The organism is Micromonospora sp. MGP-C2 (assembly GCF_057766525.1).
In genome coordinates this window covers 6,534,015-6,554,623 of sequence record NZ_JBYMEN010000002.1, presented here as the reverse complement: position 1 = coordinate 6,554,623, position 20,609 = coordinate 6,534,015, and the positions used below count along the sequence as shown (strand labels likewise).

Sequence of the window (20,609 nt, the reverse complement as noted above, 5' to 3'; positions counted from 1 at the left end):
TGCCTATTCCTCCACGACGTCGGCCACCACGACTGTGACGTTGTCCGGTGCGCCGGCGTGCAGTGCCAGATCGATCAGCTTGCCGACGCACTCCGAGCGCTCCGGGTAACCGGTGAGCACCTCGGTGAGGGTGTCCGGACGGACGACGTTGGACAGGCCGTCGCTGCACAGCAACCAGCGGTCGCCGGCCCGGGGCACCATCGTCGCGTACGACGGGGAGACCTCCTCGCCCTGCAACGCCTGGGTGACCACCGCCCGCCGCGGGTGGCTGCTGGCCTGGTCCGCGGTGATCACGCCCTGGTCCACCAGCATCTGGACGAACGTGTCGTCCCGGGTGACCTGCTTGAGCACGCCCTCGCGAAACAGGTAGGCCCGGGAGTCGCCGACGTGCGCGAGGGCCAGGCAGCTGCCGGTACGGGCGAAGAGCAGGGCGGTCAGCGTGGTGCCCATGCCCTGCCGCTCGGAGTCCTCGGCGACCGCCTGCCGGATCCGGGAGGTGGCCAGTGCGATGCCACCCTCCAGCGCGGCCACCAGCGCGTCCTCGGGAGTCTCCACATCCAGCGGGGCGACCGCGTCGATGGTGAGGGCGCTGGCCAGGTCGCCGGCGGCCATCCCGCCCATGCCGTCGGCGACGGCGACGAGCCAGGTGCCGGCGTGCAGGGCGTCCTGGTTCCCGCTGCGGATCAGCCCACGGTCGCTCGTTCCCACGGAACGCAGCTTCAGGGTCATGGGAGGCAGCCTGCCAGGCGAAGGGCGCAGTTGTCTCTAGGAGATCAGGACGACGGCGCGTGGCGCGGCCAATCTCACGTCCGGATGGCGGCGTGTCGGGGGATGCCGGTCGGCTGACCGCCCTCGTCGGATGCGGAAACCCATCCAACCAGATCAATTGACATGGCGTACCGGCACTGGAAACATCGAGCCGACACCTGGGAGCGCTCCCAGGTCATTTTCGCCCCACCGTGCCACCACCAATGTCCCACTTTCCGTCCCGGAAGGACTCCCCCGTGACGCCATCCCGACGCCGCCTCCTGCTGGCCGCGGCGACCACCCTGGCCCTCACCGGCGCCGGCGCCGGCGCGGCCCACGCCGACCCACCACCGGACGCCCCCGAGCAGATCGACAACGGCGACTTCAGCGCCGGAGTGAGCCCCTGGTTCTCGTTCGGCACCGGCCCCCTCGCGGTCACCGACGGCCGGCTCTGCACCACCGTCGCGGGTGGGCTGGCCAACCCCTGGGACGCCGGCATCGGCCAGGACGGGGTGCCGCTGATCGCGGGCGCCGAATACACCCTCGGCTTCGCCGTCTCCGCCACCCCAGGCGCCGCGGTCAAGGCCGTGCTGCAACTCGGCAGTGCCCCCTACACCACGTACGCGGCCGTGGACGCCAGCGCGACCGGCACCGCCCAGCGGGTCGAGCAGACCTTCACCGTCCCGGACGACAACCCGAACGCCCAGCTGATCTTCCAGGTCGGCGGCTCCCCCGAGACGCAGACCATCTGCCTCGACGACGTCTCGCTGCGCGGCGGTGAGCCGCCCGAGCCGTACGAGCCGGACACCGGACCACGGGTGCGGGTCAACCAGGTCGGTTACCTGCCGGGCGGCCCGAAGAACGCCACCGTCGTCACCGAGGCCACCGAGGCGCTGCCCTGGCAGCTTCGCTCGGCCGCCGGCGCCGTCGTGGCCAGCGGCAGCACCACCGCGCGTGGCGTCGACGCCGCCTCCGGGCAGAACGTGCAGAACGTCGACTTCTCCAGCTACCGCACCCCCGGCACCGGGCTCACGCTCACCGTGGACGGCGAGACCAGCCACCCGTTCGACATCTCCGGGACCCTCTACGACCAGCTGCGCTCCGACTCGCTGCAGTTCTTCTACGCCCAGCGCAGCGGCATCGCCATCGACGGCGACCTGATCGGCGACGAGTACGCCCGCCCCGCCGGCCACCTCGGCGTGGCACCCAACCAGGGCGACACCAACGTGCCCTGCCAGCCGGGCGTCTGCGACTACTCACTGGACGTGCGCGGCGGCTGGTACGACGCGGGCGACCACGGCAAGTACGTGGTCAACGGCGGCATCGCCACCTACCAACTGCTCAACACGTTCGAGCGGACCAGGACGGCGGCCACCGCGGCCGGCGGCACCGCGCTGGGTGACAGCACCCTGCGCGTCCCCGAGCGCGGCAACGCCGTGCCGGACATCCTCGACGAGGCCCGCTGGGAGCTGGAGTTCCTGCTGCGCATGCAGGTGCCGGCCGGTAAGCCGCTCGCCGGCATGGTCCACCACAAGATCCACGACCAGAACTGGACCGGGCTGCCACTCGCCCCGCACGACGACCCGCAGCCGCGCGAGCTGCACCCGCCGTCGACCGCGGCCACCCTCAACCTGGCGGCCACCGCCGCCCAGTGCGCGCGACTCTTCGCCCCCTACGACGCGGCGTTCGCCAGCCGCTGCGGGACTGCCGCGAAGACGGCCTACGCCGCGGCCAAGGCCCACCCCGCGGTGTACGCGAGCCCGACCGACGGCACCGGCGGCGGCGCGTACGACGACACGAACGTGACCGACGAGTTCTACTGGGCGGCGGCCGAGCTGTACCTCACCACCGGGGCGCAGACCTACCTGACCGACCTGACCGCGTCGCCGCACCACACCGGTGACGTGTTCGACCCGCGCGGCTTCGGCTGGCAGAGCGTTGCCGCGCTGGGCCGCCTCGACCTGGCCACAGTGCCGAACGGGCTGCCCGCCGCCGACCTGGCCCGCGTCCGCGCCTCGGTCACCGCCGCCGCCGACAGCTACCTCGCGGAGCTGCGCCGACAGGCGTACGGGCTGCCGATGCCCGGTGACGCCAACAGCTACTTCTGGGGAGGCAACAGCAACGTCATCAACAACGCCGTGGTGCTGGCCACCGCGTTCGACCTGACCCGCAACCCCGTCTACCGCGACGGTGCCGTTCAGGCCATGGACTACGTCCTCGGTCGCAACGCCCTGAACATCTCCTACGTCACCGGGTGGGGCGAGCACGCCGCGCAGAACCAGCACAGCCGGATCTTCGGCCACCAACTCGACCCGAACCTGCCCCGACCGCCCGCCGGCTCCCTCGCCGGTGGCCCGAACGCCGCCCTCCAGGACCCGTTCGTGGCGCAACTGCTCGCCGGCTGCAAGCCGATGTTCTGCTACGTCGACGACATCAACTCGTACTCGACCAACGAGGTGGCGATCAACTGGAACTCGGCGCTGGCCTGGATCTCCTCGTTCCTGGCCGACCAGGGTGACGCCGGCGCGGTGCCGGCCACCACCTGCTCGGTGAACTACACCAACTACGGGGCCTGGCAGGGCGGCACCGGGTTCACCGCCCAGCTGACCATCCGCAACACCGGTGCCACGGCCGTCAACGGCTGGAGCGTGCGGTTCGCGTTCACCGGCGACCAGCGGGTCCGCGAGGCGTGGCTGGCGAAGGTCACCCAGGCCGGCTCGACGGTGACCGCGCGCAACGAGTCGCACAACGCCAAGATCGCACCCGGCGGCACTGTGACGTTCGGCTTCAACGCGACGACGGCCGGCGGCGCCAACCCCGCTCCCGGCCTGATCACGGTCAACGGCGGAGCCTGCAGCCTCTCCTGACCCGCTGCTGGTGGCCGCCCTCCCCGGGCGGCCACCACGATCACGCGGCCGGCGGGCTAACCGCCGGCCGCGTTGTGCTTCGCGACCAGAGTGGGGAGTTCGTCCAGCGAGTCGATCCGGAACAGGCACCGTTCGGACACGGCCGGCATGTCGAGGATGTGCCCCCACGGTGAGCGCCGGATCAGGCACGTCTTCATCCCGGCCTCCTGAGCCGGGCGGGCGTCGTTGTCGGGTCGGTCGCCGACGTACAGAATCGACGACGCGTCGCCGCCGCCCTCACGAACGGCCCGCTCGAAGAAGGCCGGTGACGGCTTCGCCACCCCCCAACCGTGCGACGTGCCGATCAGGTCGACAGGTAGGTCGAGCGCCCGAAGGGTCGACTCGGCGTGCGCTGGCTGGTTGCCGGCCAGGCCCACCACCAGACCCTGCTCCCGCAACGAGGTCAGGCACGGTCGTGCGTCCGGGTAGAGGTCCTCTTCGCCGAACGACTCCGGCTGACCGGCGGCCGCGCGGCGCTCCAACTCGACCGCGAGATCGAAGTCCGGCCGGAAGGCCCGGAACGTCTCCTGATAGTCCAGGCCCCGGGCGATCACCGCACCGAAGACCGCTGAGAACGTGTGCCGTGGAACGCCGAGCCAGTCGGCCCAGGCGGCGAACTCGTGGGACTCGTCGAGAATCGTCCCACCGACATCGAAGAAAATCGCATTGATCACGTGCATCCCCCGTCACTGTGGCGTTGTCGGTGGATCATAGGCAGCGACACGACCGGCCACCAGGACTGCATGATCACTTGATGGTGAGCAGCTGGAACACCGCGACTTCCGCTACTGACCACCATGTGATCGAGGGCAGGCGGCGGGTGCCGCTCCGCAGGAGCATGCGGGGCGAGCGGGCCTCCGGCTGGCGCTGTCGAGCTGATGACGCAAACGATTCACCGGGCACGCAGCAAAACCGATGGATCGGACGTGCCGAGTGAGCCGTACGCCGCCAGCATGAGGTCCACTCCGTCCGCCCGGCCCGCGCGAACCGCGCACTCCGAAACTGTCGTACACCTGTTCTATTGTCGTTCCATGTTGGAGGAGTTGACGCAGGCGGAGACGGCGGTCGCCGACTGCCTCGACGCGCCGGCGTGGGCTCTTCCGGAGCATGACCTCGTCGCGGCACTCGACGCCGCGCACCGACTCGAGCAACGCCTGGCCGCGGTCAAGCTGGCCCTCGTGCGGGAGCTGGACGGTCGAGGCACCGGGACCACGCAGGGCGCATCCTCGACGGTGGTGTGGCTTCGGGACCGGCTGCGGCTCAGCGTCTCCGCCGCTCGCCGGTTGGTCGATCTCGCCGGCGCGCTGGACACCGGAGCACCAGGCGTGCGCGCTGCTCTGGCCAGCGGGGATATCAGCGTCGAGCAGGCCCGGGTCATCGGTGACACGGTCAGCACGGTGCACACGGCCGCCGGCGCCGAGGCGGCCGGGAAGGCGGTCGGCGTCCTGGTCGAGTGGGCCGGGCAGTTCGAGCCGACCCTGCTGCGCAAGCTGGGCACCCGCATCCTCGATCACGTCGCCCCGGAGGTCGCCGACGCCGCCGCCCGTGCGGCGCTGGAGGCCGAGGCCCGCCGAGCCAGCCGGGATCGCCATGTCACGCTGTCCGAGCTGTCGGACGGCCGGCTGCGGCTGGCCGGCAGCCTGGACGCTGAGGCGGCCGGCCTGCTGCGCGCCGCGATCGACCCCCTGACCGCACCGTCCGGTCCGGACGATCCGCGTTATCCCGGGCAACGCCGGCACGACGCGCTCGCCGACCTCTGCCGGCTTGCCCTGCGCACCGGCGAGTTGCCCGAGCACGGCGGCGACCCCGCCCAACTCGTCGTCACCACAAGCTTCGAGACGTTGGCCCGGCAGCTCGACGCCGGCACTCTCGACACCGACCTTCGGCTCACCCCGGAGACGGTTCGCCGGCTGGCCTGCGACGCGGCGATCCTGCCCGCCGTCCTCGGCGGCGCCGGTCAGACGCTCGACGTGGGCAGGCAGCGCCGGCTCGTCACCGGCCCCCTGCGACGTGCCCTGGTCCTGCGCGACCGCGGCTGCGCCTTCCCGGGCTGCGACCGCCCGCCCCGCTGGTGCGACGCCCACCACATCCACCACTGGGCCGACGGCGGCAGCACGAGCCTGACCAAGCCCAAGTTTCACTAGTGGGTCGCGCGGGATCGATACGCGTGTCTAGCCAGCGGGGGGAGCCCAGGGGACGCGAACCCCTAACCCCTGACTTGCAAAGATCAACACTGCTGTCGGTTGGCGTCAGTGACTGCGGCTGACCTGCTCGCCCCGTCAGTTGCCCGCGGCTCCTCACCCATGCTCGTCGGCCAGCTTGGCTGTACAGCTGAACCACGGACTGTCGGCTCATCGCCGGCCAGCGAACCAGGTTGACCATCGAGGTTGCAGGGGAATGACGACTCTTCGGGTCGGCTCTTGGACGCCCAGCTCTAGCCGCGTGGCGTCGTAGAACTCCTCAAGCGCTTCATGCATGTCCCCCGGAAGCTCACGGTCAACGTTGAACAGTCCACTGGTGCTTGCGACGAGGTGCATTCGGTCACCGATCGTGTTGCTGATCTTTGCGGCGGTTTCCCTGACCGGCTCCGTCGCGATCAACTGGAGCGCCATCATGCTGGTCTTCAGTGCGTACGCGGCTTTGAGGAGAGCGCTTTTCTCGTAGGTCTCTTCGGTCGATCGGTACAACAGGACGATGCAGTCGTTGGCATTCGACAGAAAGTCGACGTAGACGCCGCGGCGATCGGCAAGCCACCGGGCGTCCTTCTCACGCTCTAGCCGCAGCTTCTCTTGGTCAAGGATCGTTCTTCGACTCATCTGCGAACCTGCCAGCAGGAACACCCCGGCCACGACCGGAGTGGTGAAGGCAAGTATCCACGGGGCCAGTGAGGACATTCCAGGAGCTTACTGGCGACTAACGCCAGGTTTCCGCTTTGCTGGCATCCCGTCTGCCGCCGACCCACACCCTGGCCCTGGTCTGCTCGGTTTGCCTGGGTAAGTGGTGGACGGGATGGCACGCTCCACCAGCGCAGCCGTTCGGCAACTCATCCTGGAGTCGTCTGGCCCCGCCGGCGGCATGCCCTAATTGGCCGGCGTGCCGGCCGATGCCGGCGCTTGCGCCGCCACTGCTGGCTACCAGCCGCAACGTAGACGGAAGCCGCGTGGAGTGGCTGCTCGAGGAGGCATTTACCAGTTCAACGCCCATAGAGGACTCTAAAGCTGCCCCGACCCGCGCCGCTGACCCCTTCGGGGACGACGATCCTTGGGCTACAGCCTCCCCTGCAGGCAGCACGAAGGCTTCGCGTCCCACACAGCCTGCGGTTACCCAATCCGATTTCCTGTCCGAGCTGATCAAGCGGGCCGATGTTCTGCGCGAGGCGACAGCTCCGCGGCCTTACTGGCCGGAGCGAACACCGACAGGCATCAACGCCTCGCGACAGCCACTGAGCAGAGAAAAGGCCAAGCGTCGCTTCGTCAGCCTGATCGCCGAACTAACCCGGAATGGATACCTGGAGAGGGTTTTTCCAGGCGAGTGCGTGGACGTGCCGACTGATGTCGACGTCGACGAGTCGGCCAAGCTGCAGGAAATGCTCGGCATACCGGACCTATGGCCGCTACAGCCGGCGCAGTGGGACGACGACGTGTTCTACGGGGTCATTGAGGTCTTCCACGACCTCGTTGCCCGCCCCCGCGAGCGCCGGTGGCACAACTGGAACAACTGCGGCTGGCACTACAGCGGCTTCGCGGTCACGCCGGCCAGGGCTCTCTACCGGAGGCGGGTCAACAAGATCCTTGCCGACGCACACATCGCACTCCGGCTTGCCGGTGAAGGCGAGGACGCTGGCCGCCTAGTCCACATGGTCCACGACGACCGACGTGTCCTAGTCGAGCAAGCACTTCGCTCTCCGGACCCCAAGGCAGCCGATCAGGTCAGGCACGCCATCGCGCTGTTCCGTGGCCGCACCGCCACCGACCAGGATAAACGCTCCGCAATCGTCACGCTCGCGCACGTCCTCGAACGGCGCCGGACGCTACTCAAGGCAGAGCTGCTACGCCGCGACGAGGGCGCCCTCTTCCACATCGCCAACGAATTCGCCATCCGCCACGAAAACGAGCAGCAGAAGGCCGACTACGATCCGGTATTCCTAGACTGGATCTTCTGGTGGTATCTAGCCACCGTAGAGCTGACCGATCGGTTGCTTACGCGCGAAACTTGCCCGAACCTATCGATGATCTAGGTTGCGACGTACTGTAGAACAGCAGCAACCGCTGGTGCTAGATAACCTTTTCCCCGTCCGGCCATCGCCCAGATGGCCGGACGGGGCTGCGCCTATTCAAGCATCTTGACGACCAGGATCGCCGCACTCGCACCGGCCAGCGCCTTCTGCCAGCCCTTCGGCAGGATGCCTACCGCAGCAAGCGCGCTGCCGAGCGCCAGCCATTTGTTGATGTCCCCCGAGAAGCTGGACGTGGAACTTCGAGCCATTGCTTGCCTCCTAAGAATTCAGTTGCCGCGTTAGCGGCAGCTAGGTGTAGCTCGCTCTGGAAAGAGTCTCCCCCTTATGGGCAATGGTCGCGAGGACTGCGAGCGCCCAAGCTCATGTAATCTCCATAGCATGGAGGCGATCACGGAGCCGGGCACGATCGACCAGTTGGTTGCTGATACGGCGCGACACGGCCACCAGGCTGGGGAACGCCTCATCCGCGACTGGACCGAACGGGGCCTGCTGGACTACCCCCAGCGCCGCCCAGCCGGCAAGGGCCATGGCTCCCGACCCGCGCTGTACCCGGCCAGTCAGCGAAACCTGCTGTTGACACTTCTGCATCATCGCCCAACAAACAAGATCAGAAGCTTGGCCCGAATACCAGTGTTTATCTGGACATACTGGGGCGATGATTTCGTTTCTACAAGTCAGGCGCTACGTGCCATGAACACCTGGCTCGGCGATCCTCGGGTCAGCATCGCTCAAGCACGAAAGAGCGCGCAAGGAATTCTCAAACAACTCGACAACCCGAACGCCACGTCCACCGCACGTCGCGAACTACTGGAAACGGTGAGCAAGATCGCGTACACCGGCCAGGCCAACTATCCGCGCCTAGAAAGCGCCGTACGCGCCGTGTTCGAGCCCGACCACGACCAGGGCAGCCGAGCGGTCGGTCACCCCGCCGCCCCGATGATGGCGCACACTATCGTCGACTTGACGATGGCAAATTTGACAGCCATCAACCGATTTGCAGCCGGTAAGGTCGCCCAAGACGAGTTCCGGCAGGCCCGCCACCTTCATCTGGTTACCCACGCGGAATACGCAGCCAATCAGCCGCAGCTCGCCGCCGCCGCGCCGATAACACATCCCGACATGTACGAGCCCGTCACCGCCGAGGACGCGCTGGCCAACTGCTGCGGCCACCTCCTAACCACAATCGGGTTGGCTACCCTCCGACCAGACAGCGCTGCCCGGATCGCCGCAGCGACAAGTACGTTCTGACTCCGCAGCGCTGGCTCTCCCGCAGAACCCGTCAGCGTGGTATTGACTGAAGTAGGTAGCGACGAGATCGGGTCGTCTGCGAAGCCTGTGGGATAGGTGAAAATCTTGCCAGACTTCTAGCTTGATGCCCTGCTTCGCGAGGTCATTGCGGGCTTGATCGATGGCATTTGCGCAAAGAGGGCTGGCTAGATCGAGACTCACCGCGAGGATGAAGGTGTCGGTCTTGGCGGCTCGGCCGCCCTTCATGAAGATTGCCACCGCCTTGGTGATGTCGGCCGGGCCAAACGACTTGCGTCTCTTGCATTGGATCGCCAGGTAGGGACGACTCGGATCGGTCGGTTGAATGACCTGTCCGACGCCATCAACGGCGTCGTCACCGAGACCTGATCTCGCGTGTGGTTCGCATTGTGTGAATCGGTCATCCGCGTTGGCGAGGTGGCAGATGAGGTCCTCGAACGGCTTCGCGCCGAAGTCATCCCAATGCAAACGTGCTGGTGCTGGGGTGATGAGGTGCGGCAGTTCCCGCCCCGAGGAGACGGGAACTCGTTCGGTGGCCTTGAAGGACAATGGTCGACCGCGTGGCGGACGACCTGCGGGAAACTCAGCCGCCCATCCTTGAATTGTAGGCCATTGATAGGTGACCGTGTTGTCGGTCTGGAGGGCATGCAGAAGTCGTTCAATATGAGTGTCGAACGTGTAGTCGAGGGGGTTACCGGTGACGATCTCCGCGACAGCCACGGAGGCATGCCCCGGGGTACCGGCGAAAGGGAAGGGAGCCCAATTCTCATCGACACCGAAAACCCAACCGCCCAAGGCTCCCGAGCCGTCACGCACCAGGAGTAGCTCGTGTGGTTGAGCGGGTAGCAGGGTGTTTCCGAAGTGGGGGTCTGCCCATTCGCCCGCTGCGAGCCAAGCGGCGTGGGTGTCGCTGGTGGCGTAGAGATGGTCAACGTTGTCATGGCTGTCCTGGTGGAGTCGCCAGGTGGGTGATCGATGTCGCTGTTCGGCGGCGGAGAGCAGACGCCTGGCCCGTGGCGTCGTCGCCGCTGCAACAGGTGCGCGTCTCATCGTCTCGATTACCCTGCGGGGGAGAAGGTCCGCGTGGACAACTATCGGCGCACCTCTGGTCGGGTCACCGAAAAATCGATGCAAGACCTCTCCGAGCCGATAAGGGGTTTCTGGGCTTCCGTGCAGGACGTTGGTCGCGTTCAAAAGAGAGACGTCCTCAACTGCGGGAAGACTCGGCAGAGGCGGAGGTGCTAAGCAAGTTGCTCTCTTCCAGATATGATCATCGAATCTGTCCATCGAGATGTTTCGGTCCTGAATCTCTCCTACAACGAACCGGTGCGATTCAGTGGCCAGCTCGATGAAACCCTGTCCGGGCTGATCGGCGGCCAACCCAGCGGCGTACTGGCAGACCCGCCACATATCCGCCAAGTCGCGCGGAACAGAGTGCGGTACTTGTTGCCCATCGGGGTGCCAGGCGATGATGCTGGCCGCGTCGTGAGTGCCGGCGGCCCAGACGGGTAGCTGGTGCCCCAAGCATGCGACCACGTCGGCAGCGGCGACCTCGCGATCGGGGTGGCGATCACGCATCCAGGTCGTGTGCGGCTCTCTCACCCACGCAATGGGAATACGAAGGCCCGGAAAGGGAACCGATAGAGCTTCGTGCCTACCGGCAGCGGCGGCGGTGGCTGCCAGCACTACACCGCAACCCATCGCGGATGCCGGCCAGTCCGCTGTGTGCCGACTGAGGTCGAATGTCTCGGCCAGCGCGGCGACGAACGAGTTGAGGTGCAGGCGCACATCGTGCGTGGTGGCAGGGTGAACCGGCGTGATGAGGTAGACGTGCGGGCGATCCGGTCCACCATGGGGCTCGTACTCCCGGACTACGGCGCTGCCTGTCCATCGGCCGTTGAAGCCGCGGTCGACCTCAACGGCAAGGGTTTGACTGCGCCCCCAGCACCTGTAGGTATGACGGCCAGGCACCAAGACGCCATAGTCATCGTCGGCGCGCATGATCACCTGACGTCTCCACCACACCGGACTCATGATGCCTCGCAGGTGCGACAACCGGTCAGTAGGCTCCCTGTCGATCCCCGCGATTGTCGTACGCTCAGTAGTTGGATCTTTCCATACGGTTGCCGTCTGAGTTAGTGTCATGTCCGCCCCTCAGGAAGCTGCGGAGGACGTATGGCGCGACGTAAAGGCCTCATTGCTCAAGTTCTCGACGCTCGTAAGCAGGCCAGGAAGCTTCAGGCCCAAGCGGAAGCGCGTCAACACCGGGAGTTCGTGGCGGAGCAGCGCCGCCAAGAGGCCGAAGCTGATCGTGAGGCTCGACAGGCCGACGCTGCGGCGAAGAAGGCTCAGGCCGCCCTGGCGCAGGAGGAGGCTCGGACCAAGCGCCTGTCCGATCAGGCAGCGGCGAAGGCGGCCCGTGAGGCAGCGCAGCGGGAACTGGCCGAGGAACGGCGTCAAGCCGCTGCGGCACGGGCGAAGGCCCAGGACGCGGCCGGGGCTCAGCGTGCAGCCGAGCGGGAGGTGCACGCCCGTAAAATCGCCGAGGCCGAGTTCCGGACCGAGGCGATTGCCGCGAAGGTCGCCGCCTACGGTCAGCTACTTCTCAACCGGAACCGGCGCACCGTGAACTCGACCCTTGAACTTCGCGCGGCCTTGACTCACGGCGGTCCGGGCGCGTTCGTCGACCGACTGCAACACCTCCTCGCCCAGTCGCGTTACCCCGAGGGGTTGACCGGCAGTGCCGCCGCGCACTACGAGCCCAACTCGCGCGAGCTGCTTATCGAGTACGAGTTGCCGCTACAGGATGCCGTACCAACCGTGGCCGCCTACCGCTACACCAAGGCCAACGGGATGATGCCCGCACCGCGCAAGGAGCCCGAGACGAAGAAGCTGTACAGCGACCTGCTGGCCCGGCTGACGCTGCGTACCGTCGCAGAGACATTCGACGCCACCACCGCCGACATGGTGGAAAGCATCGTGTTCAACGGCTACGTCTCCACGAAGGACCGGGCGACCGGCCGCGCCGTCCGACCGCTGCTGATCAGCATCAGTGCCGAGCGGCAGAGGTTCGCCGAGATCGAACTCGACGAGCCGGAACTGGACCCCGTGCTCTGTCTGCGCAGCCACCTCAACGCCATCGTCTCCCCGCACCCGTACGACCTCGAAGGTGTGCGCCCGGTAATGACCTTCGACCTGTCGAAGTACAAGTTCGTGGACGAGATGGACGTCGTCGCCGGCATGGACAGCCGCACCGACCTGCTGAACCTCTCACCCGGCGAGTTCGAGCACCTGATCCGCCGGCTGTTCGAAGCAGTCGGCCTGAAGTCGTGGGTCACCCAAGCGTCCAAGGACGAGGGCGTCGACGGCGTCGCCGTGAACGAAGACCCGATCGTCGGTGGCCTGTGCATCATCCAGGCCAAGCGCTACAGCAAAATCGTCGGACTGGAGGCAGTGCACGCCCTCGCCGGCGTCATGGAGCACAAGCGCGCCGCCAAGGGTGTCCTCGTCACCACCTCCTGGGTGGGCAAGGCGAGCCGCGACTTCGCAACCTCGAACGGTCGCATAGAGATCATCGAGGGCCGGAACCTCAAACACATGCTGAGGGAACACCTCCAACTCGACGTCCTCATCGGCCTGGACAAGCTGCCACCGGGCTGGAACAGATCAGACTTAGGACAAACCACCCCCTCGTAGCCGCACCAAGATCCCGAGAATCAGGCACCAGGGCTGGACGACCTGGCACCGCCTCGTTCAGCCCTCCGCTTACCGCTGATACCTCACCTGCCTGACCAGCTTCCGCCTACCGGCGGCTCTACCGACGCCGCGTCGTAGGACGACCCATCTAACAGCGTCACCCCGGTCAGGGCCAGCATCGGCACGCGCCGGTGTCAGTGTGTCGCTTTCCACCAGACCCGGTCCTCGACCGGGCTGCGATGCCCGGGAGTGGGAGATCGTCGGACCCGCAACTGGCCGCACAGGGCGGGGGAGAACAGCAGCCGGACCGCTTCCCGGCGGGCCGGCATCGGCGCGACTTTCCACTGTTGGACCACGTCCGCGCCGGGAGTGAGGAAGTCCCGCAGCGGCGCCGGGGTGGTCAGCTCCGCTTCTCGTTCCTGCGCCGCGGCGAGTCGGGCGACGATCGCGGGTTCGGCCCGCGCAGCCAGCGTGGCGGACACCAAGCCGGCGCCCACCTGGTCAGCCAGGTCGTCCAACTCTGCGCGGATCTCGGCCACCTGCTCCCGGGCGGCGAAAAGCGCGGCGTCATCGTCATCGTGGGCGGTCCACCACGCCTGATTTTCCGGGCGGGTGAGGTAGTCCAGGATGGCGGCCTCGGCGAACGTGTTCAGCTCGTCGTACCCGACCCGGACGCAGCCCTTGCGGTGGCACACGTACTCCTGCCCCCGGCTGCCGGAGCGGGCGGCGATCGGGCCCTCGCACACATCACACACGCCGATCATCGACAGGAGGTGCACGGCCCGGCCAGGGCGGGTGGTGACCCGCTCGGGTGCGGTGAGCCGGCGGCGTACGGCCAGGAACACCGTCCGGGTCACCAAGGCCGGCCACGTCGCCTGGGTGAATGTCGCCTTCGGGGACAGGGTGTGTCCGGAGGTGCGGCCGGGATCGTGGACTCGCTGCCCGCTGTAGGTGGGGTTCATCGCCAGGGATCGCAGGTGCTGAGAGCTGAACACCTTCCCGGACCGCGACCGCACCCCCCGCGCCTCGAAGTCCTTCTCGATCGACCGCAGCGAGTGTCCCGCGTGCAGCCGATCGAACAGTTCCCGGACCACGGCTGCCTCGATGGGTTCTTCGTCTTGGGCGACGAGTTTGCGGGTGACCGGGTCGTAGCGCCGCTGATACCCGTACGGGCAGCGGCCCGACGGCCTGCCGGCTGCCGCTGTCGCGGCGGCGGCGCGACGGGTGCGCTTGGAGGTCTCCGCGGACGCCAGCTCGCTTTTGATCGCCAGTTCGAGGAGGTCCGCCCGGTCGTAGGGGTTGGCCGGGTCAAACAGGCGCTCGTAGGTGTAGATGAAGATCTTCACGCTGCGGTCTTCGCACAACTCGATCAGGCGCACCCACTCGTTGGTGCGGCGGGATCCCCGCGACCCTTCCCAGAGGAACAGGACTTGTGCGTCGAATCGGTCGGCGGTCAGGTCGTCGACGAGGCGGTCGAAGTCCTCCCGCGCTTTGGCGGCGTAGCGGGATGCGCTGCCGATGTCCTTGTACGGGTCACCCAGCGTCCAGCCGCGTTCGGCCGCGATGCCCTGGTGGTCGCGGTGTTGCTCTTCGGGTGAGCGTTCCCGTCCAGACTTGTCGCGGCTGACCCGTAGGTATTCCCGTGCGGTGTCGGCATCGGTCGTGGTGGGTGGCATGGGGATAGGCTACCAACTATGGAAGCATTGGCAACGCCGTGCTGCTCTGCGCCCACCATCACCGACACGTCCACCGTGGCGAGTGGGCCGTCCGGCTCGGCGGCGACGGTCACCCCGAATTCGTCCCGCCGGCCTGGCTCGATCCCGACCGGCTCCCCCGCCGCAACCAGTACCACCGTCGAACGTGACCCATCACTGACCCGACCCCCGCCGAACAAGCCGACGCCGCCGAACAAGCCTGCGCCACCGAAAAGGCTGACGCCGCCAAACAAGCCGACGCCGCCGGCAAGCCTGTGCCGCCGAACAGCCTGCGTCGCCGGGCAGGCACAGCCCGCGAGCAGGCACAGCCCGCGAGCAGGCACAGCCCGGGAGCAGGCGCAGCGCGGGAGCAGATCAAGAGCCGGCAAGCGACCTGGAGAGGGCTGTGACGGGCACCGCACTGCGCGGGGCATCGATGAGCAGGCGGCGGCTCTAGGGTCGGTGAATGGGTACCACGGCGGAGGTTCGCGGCCGTTGGCGGTCGCTGTCGCCGCTGCCGCCGCCCGGTCGGTTGCGCACCCTGTCGCTGGCCACCCTCGCCAACACGGTCGGCACCGGGCTTTGGGTGACGGGTGCGGCGCTCTTCCTCACCCGCGCCGTGGGGCTGACCCCGACCGAGGTGGGGCTCGGGCTCACTCTCGCCGGCCTGGTCGGGCTCACTGCCAGCGTGCCGCTCGGCGGGCTCGCCGACCGACGTGACCCCCGGAGCCTCCGCGCCGTCCTGCAACTGGCGCAGGCGGTTGTCGCCGCCGCGTACCTGCTGGTCGACTCTTTCCCGGCCTTTCTGCTGGTGGCCACACTGGACGCTCTGCTGATCTCCGGCAACCTCGCCGTCCGCGCCGCGCTGGTCGCGGCGGTGGGCGGCCCCGAGGGCCGGGTGCACGCCTTCGCCACCCTGCGCGCGGTGGCCAACCTGGGCGTGGCGCTCGGTGCGGGGCTGGCCGCGTTCGCGCTGGTGGCGGACACCGGGTGGGCGTACCGACTGTTGGTGCTCGGCAACGTCGGCACCTATCTCGTCTCGGCGGCGCTGATCATGCGACTGCCGGCATATCCGCCGGCCCCACGGTCGGTGCGGCAGAGCGCTGGCCGGGCACTGCGCGACGGGCCGTTCCTCGCGGTCGTCGGTGCCTCGGCGGTGCTCTCCGTGCACCACGTGGCGTTGACGCTGGTGCTGCCGCTGTGGGTGGTGGCGCACACCGACGCGCCGCTGGTGACGGTCTCCGCTTTCCTGCTGGTCAACACGCTGCTCACCGTGCTGCTCGCCGTACGGCTCAGCGGGAGCGCTCCGCACGCGGTGCCGGCGGCGGCGGCGATGCGCCGGGCCGGGCTGGTGCTCGCGGCCGGGATGCTGCTCTGGGCCGCGACCGCCGTCGTGCCCACCCCGGTGGCGATCGGCCTGCTGCTGGGCGCGACGGTGATCTACACCGTGGGCGACCTGTGGCACGCCGGGGCCGGGGCGGCGCTGGCCTACGACCTCGCCGCCCCGGACGCCCTCGGCGCCTACCAGGGGGTCGACGGACTGCTCGCCGGGCTGGTCCGCGCTGCCGGCCCGGCCCTGCTGACCTGGTTGATCATCGACGGTGGCCCGGTCGGCTGGCTGGCGCTGGCGGGGTTGCTCGCGCTCACCGGCCTCGCCGTGCCGCCACTCACCCGCCGCGCCCTGGCCGACCGCGCCGACCGCACCGATCGCGCCGATCGCACCGAACGCGCTGACCGGTCACCGCACCCGGTCTGACCGTCAGCCGATCTCCTCATCGACGAAGCACCATCGCCAGGCCTCGCCCGGCTGCGCCGAGCGGATCACCGGGTGGCCGGTGGACGCGAAGTGCTTGCTCGCGTGCTGGTTCGGCGACGAGTCGCAGCAGCCGACCTGCCCACAACTCAGGCAGGTGCGCAGGTGCACCCAGTAGGTCTCGCCGATGGCGACGCAGTCCTCGCACTCGTCGGGGGTGCGCGCCTCGGCGGCACCCGCCTCGGTCAGGTGCTGACAGCTCATTTCCCGGCCTCCCTCAGCAACGACTCCTCCAGGTCCAGGTCACGATAGGCCTGCACCAGCACCTCCTCAGGGATCCGACCGGAGTCCCGGGCAGCCCGGAACACATCCCGCTCGGCGTCGATCATCTCTTGTCGCAACCGACCGTACGCCTGCGACGGGGTCTCCCGCTCGGTACCACCGAGCCGTTCCCAGGCCATGTTGGTGCGGTCCTCCACCGCTCGGCGCAGCCGATCCACCACCGCGTCAGGTGCGCTGTCGGCCAGCTCGTCGAGACGCTCCTGGGCAGCCCGGCTGGCCTGCTGCTGCACACCGGCCGCGGACAGCGCGTCCTGTACCGGGTCGTCCTGCGGCAGCTTCAACCGACGGGCGACCAGCGGCAGCGTGGCGCCCTGGCCGACCAGCGTGAAAACGATCACCGCGAAGGCCAGCCAGATGAGCAACGCCCGGGGGTACGGCTCGCCGTCGGCCAGGGTCAGCGGCAACGCGAGCGCGGCGGCCAGGGTCACCACGCCGCGCATCCCGGCCCAGCCGATGATGATCGGCAACTTCGGCGACGGCCTGGGGTCGCGTCGGCGGACGCGGGGCACCAACCGGGCCAGGTAGGTGGCCGGGAAGAGCCAGATGAACCGGGTCAGGAAGACGGCGGCGAGCACCGCGAATGTGGTGATGACGAGCGAGCCGACCGGTTCGTCGAGGTCGTGCAGCACCTCCCGCAACTGGAGCCCCACCAGCAGGAAGACCAGACCCTCCAGCAGGAATCGGACCAGCCGCCAGAACGCGCCGATCTGCAACCGGGATGCCGCCGACAGCAACTGCGGCAGCTTGTGCCCGAGCACCAGACCGGTGACGACCACCGCGACCACACCGGAGGCGTGCAGGTGCTCGGCGGTGAACACCACCGCGAACGGGATGATCAACGACAGCGCGTTGTCCAGCAGAGGGTCGGTGATCCGCCGGTGCAGGAAACCGAAGACAAACGCGCCGAGCGCCCCGATCAGGATCCCGCCGCCGGTGGCCCGCAGCACCTCGACGGCGACCTCGGCCGTGCCGACGGCAGATCCGATGGTGGCCATCGTCGCGACCCGCAGCAGCACCAGCGCGGTGGCGTCGTTGACCAGGCTCTCCCCCTCCAGGATGGTGACGACCCGGCGGGGCAGGCCCACCCGCCGGGCCACTGCCGTGGCGGCCACGGCGTCCGGCGGGGCGACCACCGCGCCGAGGGCCAGGCAGATCGCGAACGGCAACTGCGGCAGCAGCAGGTGCAGCACCAGACCGACCACGAAGGCGGTGAACAACACCAGGCCGACCGCGAGCAGCAGGATCGGCCGGATGTTGTTCTTGAACGCCGGCACCGAGGTCTCCAGTGCGGCCACGTAGAGCAGCGGCGGCAGGATGCCGATCAGCACCAGCTCGGGGTCGAGTTCCACCTGCGGGAAGCCCGGTACGAACGAGAGCGCCAGACCGACCACGACCAGCACGATCGGCGCGAGCAGGCCGAGCCGGCGGGCCAGCGCGGCACCCAGGGTGGCGATCGCCAGGAAGACGACGACCGGAAACAGGCTTTCCATGGGGTACGAGCCTAGGGGTCCGTCGGTTGAGCCCTCGATCAGCCAGCCGGGCGCAACTTCGGCAGCACCTCCGCGCCGAACGCGTCGATGAAGCCGCGCTGCTCCTGCCCGACGTGGTGCAGGGCGATCTGGTCGAAGCCGAGTTCGACGTACTCTTCCAACCAGCCGACATGCCGACCCAGGTCCGCGGACACGTTGACCACCTCGGCGACCCGCTGCGCCGGCACGTCCGCGGAGACCACGTCGAAGTGCTCGACGGTCTCCAGGTCCCAGCAGACCGGCGGGGCGAAGACGTTGCTGCGCCACTGGTCGTGGGCGATGGCCTCGGCCTGCGCCTGCTCAGACGCCCAGGAGACGTGCACCTGCAGGTGCAGTGGCCCGCGCCCACCAGCGTCCCGGTACGCGTCGATCATCTCGCGCAGGTGTGCCTTCGGCGCGTTCACGGTGATCAGCCCGTCCGCCCACTCGGCGCACCAGCGGGCGGTGGCCACGCTGACGGCGGCGCCGACCAACGCGGGCGGCTGCTCCGGGCGGGTCCACAGCCGGGCCCGGTCCACCCGGACCAGGCCGTCGTGGCTGACCTCCTCGCCGGCCAACAGCGCCCGAATCACGTCCACGCACTCGCGCAGCCGGGCGGCGCGTACGTCCTTGCGCGGCCACGGGTCGCCGGTGATGTGCTCGTTGCTGGCCTCACCGGTGCCCAGCGCCGCCCAGAACCGGCCGGGGTACATCGCGCCGAGCGTGCCGATCGCCTGCGCGATGATCGCCGGGTGGTACCGCTGGCCGGGCGCGTTGACAACACCGAACGGCATGCCGGTGGCCTGCAACGCGGAGCCCAGCCAGGACCAGGCGAAGCCGGACTCGCCCTGCCGGGCGCTCCACGGCGAGAAGTGGTCGGAGCACATGGCCGCGTCGAAGCCGGCCCGCTCGGCGTGCATCACCGCCTCCAACAGGGCGCGTGGACCGATCTGCTCATGCGAGGCGTGAAAACCGAACGACGTCATGGGCACACTTCCTACCCACGACGGCACCGGCTGACGCGTGCCGCGCCCCGCACTACTCGGCGTGCGCCCCGGCGCCGGCCGAGGCGGCGCCCTCACCCACCCAGACCGTCTTGGTGTTGCAAAACTCCCGCATGCCCAGCGCCGACAACTCCCGCCCGTACCCGGAGTTCTTCACACCACCGAACGGCAACTCCGGGTAGGACGTCGTCATGCCGTTGATGAAGACGTTGCCCGCGTCCAGGTCCGTGGCGAAACGCTCCTGTTCGGCCGGGTCCCGCGTCCAGGCGTTCGAGCCGAGCCCGAAGCTGGTGCCGTTGGCGACCTCGATCGCCTCCTCGTACGACGAGACCCGGAACAGGCCGGCGACCGGGCCGAAGACCTCCTCGGACCACATCCGCATCTGCGGGGTGAGGTCGGTGACCACTGTCGGCGGGTAGAACCAGCCGTCGCCGCTTGGCAGCTCGCCACCGCAGAGCACCGTCGCGCCGTTGTCCACGGCGTCCTGGACCTGGGCGTGCACCTCGTCACGGCCCCGCTCGCTGGCCAGCGGCCCCACGTCGGTGTCCGGGTCCATCGGGTCGCCGACCCGCAGCGCGGCCATGTTCGCGGCGAACTTCTCCGCGAAGGCGTCGAACACGTCGGTGTGCACGATGAACCGCTTCGCGGCGATGCAGGACTGGCCGTTGTTCTGGCAGCGGGCCGTGGTGGCCACCTCGGCGGCCCGGTCCACGTCGGCCGAGGGCATCACGACGAAGGGGTCGCTGCCGCCGAGTTCGAGGACGGTCTTCTTCAGCTCCCGTCCGGCGATCTGGGCGATGGACCGGCCGGCCGGCTCGCTGCCGGTGAGCGTGGCGGCGCGCACCCGGGGGTCGCTGAGGATCCTCTCGACGGCCTCCGAGCCGACCAGCACTGTGGTGAAGGCCCCCTCGGGGAAGCCGGCCCGCCGAAACACGTCCTCCAGCAGCAGCGCGGTCTGCGGCACGTTCGAGGCGTGCTTGAGCAGGCCGGTGTTGCCGGCCATCAGCGCCGGCGCGGCGAAGCGCATCACCTGCCAGAGCGGGAAGTTCCACGGCATCACCGCGAGCACCACACCGATCGGCTGGTAGCGGATGAATGCCCGGGTCGCCTTCACGGCGTCGGCGTCGGCCGGCTCGTCGGCGAGGAACGCCGGGGCCTTGTCGGCGTAGAAGCGGGCGGCCGTGGCGCACTTCGTCACCTCGGCCTGCGCCGACACGTAGGTCTTGCCCATCTCCGTGGTCATGATCCGGGCGATCTCGTCGCGCTCGGCGTCGAGCAGGTCGGCGGCGGCGTTCATCCACTGGGCGCGCTGGTCGACGGTCGTCTCCCGCAACTGCTGGTACGCGAGGTCGGCGCGCTCGATGGCACCGTCGAGTTGCTCGGTGGACATCGCCTCATAGGTCTTGAGCACCTGGCCGGTGGCGGGGTTGGTGGTGGCGATGTGGGGCATCTCGTC

The 20,609-nt window shown here is 68.6% G+C and carries 16 protein-coding genes; 6 read left to right on the top strand and 10 right to left on the bottom strand.

What is annotated here, in order from left to right; translation table 11 throughout:
* Positions 1 to 3 precede the first annotated feature (3 nt).
* Entirely contained in the window at positions 4 to 729 is a 726-nt protein-coding gene (locus tag AC3CF1_RS30085) for a PP2C family protein-serine/threonine phosphatase (RefSeq protein WP_099852058.1), read from the bottom strand.
* Between the two features lie 275 nt (positions 730 to 1,004).
* Between AC3CF1_RS30085 and AC3CF1_RS30080 the strand changes: the two genes are divergently transcribed.
* Positions 1,005 to 3,614 (top strand): glycoside hydrolase family 9 protein, encoded by a 2,610-nt coding sequence (locus AC3CF1_RS30080; RefSeq protein WP_488451791.1) that lies wholly within the window; start codon positions 1,005 to 1,007, stop codon positions 3,612 to 3,614.
* Between the two features lie 56 nt (positions 3,615 to 3,670).
* On the opposite strand, the gene AC3CF1_RS30075 is transcribed toward AC3CF1_RS30080, so the two are convergent.
* On the bottom strand, positions 3,671 to 4,327 hold the full coding sequence (locus AC3CF1_RS30075) for an HAD family hydrolase (protein WP_354980532.1): 657 nt from the start codon (positions 4,325 to 4,327) through the stop codon (positions 3,671 to 3,673).
* Between the two features lie 357 nt (positions 4,328 to 4,684).
* On the opposite strand from AC3CF1_RS30075, the gene AC3CF1_RS30070 reads away from it, so the two are divergent.
* Complete coding sequence (locus tag AC3CF1_RS30070; RefSeq protein WP_354980531.1) at positions 4,685 to 5,797, top strand: HNH endonuclease signature motif containing protein; 1,113 nt, start codon at positions 4,685 to 4,687, stop codon at positions 5,795 to 5,797.
* Positions 5,798 to 6,004: 207 nt separating this feature from the next.
* On the opposite strand, the gene AC3CF1_RS30065 is transcribed toward AC3CF1_RS30070, so the two are convergent.
* Positions 6,005 to 6,547: a hypothetical protein gene (locus AC3CF1_RS30065; protein WP_354980530.1), complete on the bottom strand. Its 543-nt coding sequence runs from the start codon at positions 6,545 to 6,547 to the stop codon at positions 6,005 to 6,007.
* 266 nt (positions 6,548 to 6,813) lie between these two features.
* Between AC3CF1_RS30065 and AC3CF1_RS30060 the strand changes: the two genes are divergently transcribed.
* Complete coding sequence (locus AC3CF1_RS30060) at positions 6,814 to 7,890, top strand: hypothetical protein (protein ID WP_354980529.1); 1,077 nt, start codon at positions 6,814 to 6,816, stop codon at positions 7,888 to 7,890.
* 92 nt (positions 7,891 to 7,982) lie between these two features.
* Here AC3CF1_RS30060 and AC3CF1_RS30055 read toward each other — a convergent pair whose 3' ends face one another.
* A complete protein-coding gene (locus tag AC3CF1_RS30055; protein ID WP_354980528.1) occupies positions 7,983 to 8,138 on the bottom strand; it encodes a hypothetical protein in 156 nt (51 codons plus the stop codon).
* Between the two features lie 130 nt (positions 8,139 to 8,268).
* Here AC3CF1_RS30055 and AC3CF1_RS30050 point away from each other — a divergent pair, with 130 nt between their 5' ends.
* Positions 8,269 to 9,138 carry a hypothetical protein gene (locus AC3CF1_RS30050; RefSeq protein WP_354980527.1) on the top strand — a complete coding sequence of 290 codons (870 nt, stop codon included), beginning with the start codon at positions 8,269 to 8,271 and terminating at the stop codon, positions 9,136 to 9,138.
* Here AC3CF1_RS30050 and AC3CF1_RS30045 read toward each other — a convergent pair.
* On the bottom strand, positions 9,064 to 11,163 hold the full coding sequence (locus AC3CF1_RS30045; RefSeq protein ID WP_354980526.1) for a hypothetical protein: 2,100 nt from the start codon (positions 11,161 to 11,163) through the stop codon (positions 9,064 to 9,066). The two genes, AC3CF1_RS30050 and AC3CF1_RS30045, sit on opposite strands and share 75 nt — an antisense overlap.
* Before the next feature lie 168 nt (positions 11,164 to 11,331).
* On the opposite strand from AC3CF1_RS30045, the gene AC3CF1_RS30040 reads away from it, so the two are divergent.
* Positions 11,332 to 12,852, top strand: a complete 1,521-nt coding sequence (locus tag AC3CF1_RS30040) for a restriction endonuclease (protein WP_354980525.1) — start codon at positions 11,332 to 11,334, stop codon at positions 12,850 to 12,852.
* Positions 12,853 to 13,046: 194 nt separating this feature from the next.
* On the opposite strand, the gene AC3CF1_RS30035 is transcribed toward AC3CF1_RS30040, so the two are convergent.
* Positions 13,047 to 14,528, bottom strand: coding sequence for a recombinase family protein (locus tag AC3CF1_RS30035; RefSeq protein ID WP_354980524.1), 1,482 nt, complete (start codon positions 14,526 to 14,528; stop codon positions 13,047 to 13,049).
* Between the two features lie 484 nt (positions 14,529 to 15,012).
* Between AC3CF1_RS30035 and AC3CF1_RS30030 the strand changes: the two genes are divergently transcribed.
* Positions 15,013 to 16,302 (top strand): MFS transporter, encoded by a 1,290-nt coding sequence (locus AC3CF1_RS30030; protein ID WP_488451790.1) that lies wholly within the window; start codon positions 15,013 to 15,015, stop codon positions 16,300 to 16,302.
* Between the two features lie 3 nt (positions 16,303 to 16,305).
* Here AC3CF1_RS30030 and AC3CF1_RS30025 read toward each other — a convergent pair whose 3' ends face one another.
* Genes AC3CF1_RS30025 through AC3CF1_RS30010 form a run of 4 tightly spaced genes read right to left on the bottom strand, consistent with a single transcriptional unit; the run spans position 16,306 to position 20,603 of the window.
* Complete coding sequence (locus AC3CF1_RS30025; RefSeq protein ID WP_088947289.1) at positions 16,306 to 16,563, bottom strand: UBP-type zinc finger domain-containing protein; 258 nt, start codon at positions 16,561 to 16,563, stop codon at positions 16,306 to 16,308.
* A complete protein-coding gene (locus AC3CF1_RS30020; RefSeq protein WP_354980521.1) occupies positions 16,560 to 18,131 on the bottom strand; it encodes a Na+/H+ antiporter in 1,572 nt (523 codons plus the stop codon). The genes AC3CF1_RS30025 and AC3CF1_RS30020 overlap by 4 nt, the downstream gene beginning before the upstream one ends.
* A 38-nt stretch (positions 18,132 to 18,169) precedes the next feature.
* Complete coding sequence (locus tag AC3CF1_RS30015; RefSeq protein ID WP_099852050.1) at positions 18,170 to 19,135, bottom strand: TIGR03885 family FMN-dependent LLM class oxidoreductase; 966 nt, start codon at positions 19,133 to 19,135, stop codon at positions 18,170 to 18,172.
* 52 nt (positions 19,136 to 19,187) lie between these two features.
* Entirely contained in the window at positions 19,188 to 20,603 is a 1,416-nt protein-coding gene (locus AC3CF1_RS30010) for an NADP-dependent succinic semialdehyde dehydrogenase (protein WP_210793132.1), read from the bottom strand.
* Positions 20,604 to 20,609 lie beyond the last annotated feature (6 nt).

Bases quoted from the DNA above. Each gene is read 5' to 3' on its own strand.
- AC3CF1_RS30085 (WP_099852058.1), bottom strand. From the start codon at position 729: ATGACCCTGAAGCTGCGTTCCGTGGGAACGAGCGACCGTGGGCTGATC.
- AC3CF1_RS30070 (WP_354980531.1), top strand. From the start codon at position 4,685: ATGTTGGAGGAGTTGACGCAGGCGGAGACGGCGGTCGCCGACTGCCTC.
- AC3CF1_RS30065 (WP_354980530.1), bottom strand. From the start codon at position 6,547: ATGTCCTCACTGGCCCCGTGGATACTTGCCTTCACCACTCCGGTCGTG.
- AC3CF1_RS30055 (WP_354980528.1), bottom strand. From the start codon at position 8,138: ATGGCTCGAAGTTCCACGTCCAGCTTCTCGGGGGACATCAACAAATGG.
- AC3CF1_RS30050 (WP_354980527.1), top strand. From the start codon at position 8,269: ATGGAGGCGATCACGGAGCCGGGCACGATCGACCAGTTGGTTGCTGAT.
- AC3CF1_RS30040 (WP_354980525.1), top strand. From the start codon at position 11,332: ATGGCGCGACGTAAAGGCCTCATTGCTCAAGTTCTCGACGCTCGTAAG.
- AC3CF1_RS30035 (WP_354980524.1), bottom strand. From the start codon at position 14,528: ATGCCACCCACCACGACCGATGCCGACACCGCACGGGAATACCTACGG.
- AC3CF1_RS30030 (WP_488451790.1), top strand. From the start codon at position 15,013: ATGGGTACCACGGCGGAGGTTCGCGGCCGTTGGCGGTCGCTGTCGCCG.
- AC3CF1_RS30025 (WP_088947289.1), bottom strand. From the start codon at position 16,563: ATGAGCTGTCAGCACCTGACCGAGGCGGGTGCCGCCGAGGCGCGCACC.
- AC3CF1_RS30020 (WP_354980521.1), bottom strand. From the start codon at position 18,131: ATGGAAAGCCTGTTTCCGGTCGTCGTCTTCCTGGCGATCGCCACCCTG.
- AC3CF1_RS30015 (WP_099852050.1), bottom strand. From the start codon at position 19,135: ATGACGTCGTTCGGTTTTCACGCCTCGCATGAGCAGATCGGTCCACGC.
- AC3CF1_RS30010 (WP_210793132.1), bottom strand. From the start codon at position 20,603: ATGCCCCACATCGCCACCACCAACCCCGCCACCGGCCAGGTGCTCAAG.